At 43.3% G+C, this 298-nt stretch carries 1 protein-coding gene; it reads left to right on the top strand.

Going from position 1 to position 298, the window contains the following annotated elements; genetic code table 11:
• Positions 1-43 precede the first annotated feature (43 nt).
• The coding region (gene panD, locus B3O33_RS11045; RefSeq protein ID WP_292363589.1) for an aspartate 1-decarboxylase at positions 44-298 on the top strand (255 nt) is incomplete at its 3' end.

The raw sequence follows: 298 nt of genomic DNA, 5'->3' as shown, positions 1-298 counted from the left end.
AAAAAGCGATAATATACGGCTTATTGACGGAAAATTTCCCGCTATGCATCTGACACTGTTAAAAGCTAAACTACATCGTGCCTGTGTAACTCATTCCGAACTGGAATATGAGGGGTCATGTGCAATTGATGGTAAATTGCTCGAAGCCGCCGGCATTCACGAGTACGAGCAAATCCATATCTATAACGTTGCCAATGGTGAACGTTTTGTAACCTATGCAATTCGTGCCGAAGACAATTCCAATATTATTTCGGTGAATGGTGCAGCAGCGCATAAAGCATCACCGGGTGATCGAATC

It is taken from the genome of Methylophaga sp. UBA1464, from assembly GCF_002325665.1.
GTDB lineage: Bacteria > Pseudomonadota > Gammaproteobacteria > Nitrosococcales > Methylophagaceae > Methylophaga.
Note: the sequence above shows the minus strand (reverse complement) of the source record. Positions and strands in the feature narration are given on the sequence as shown.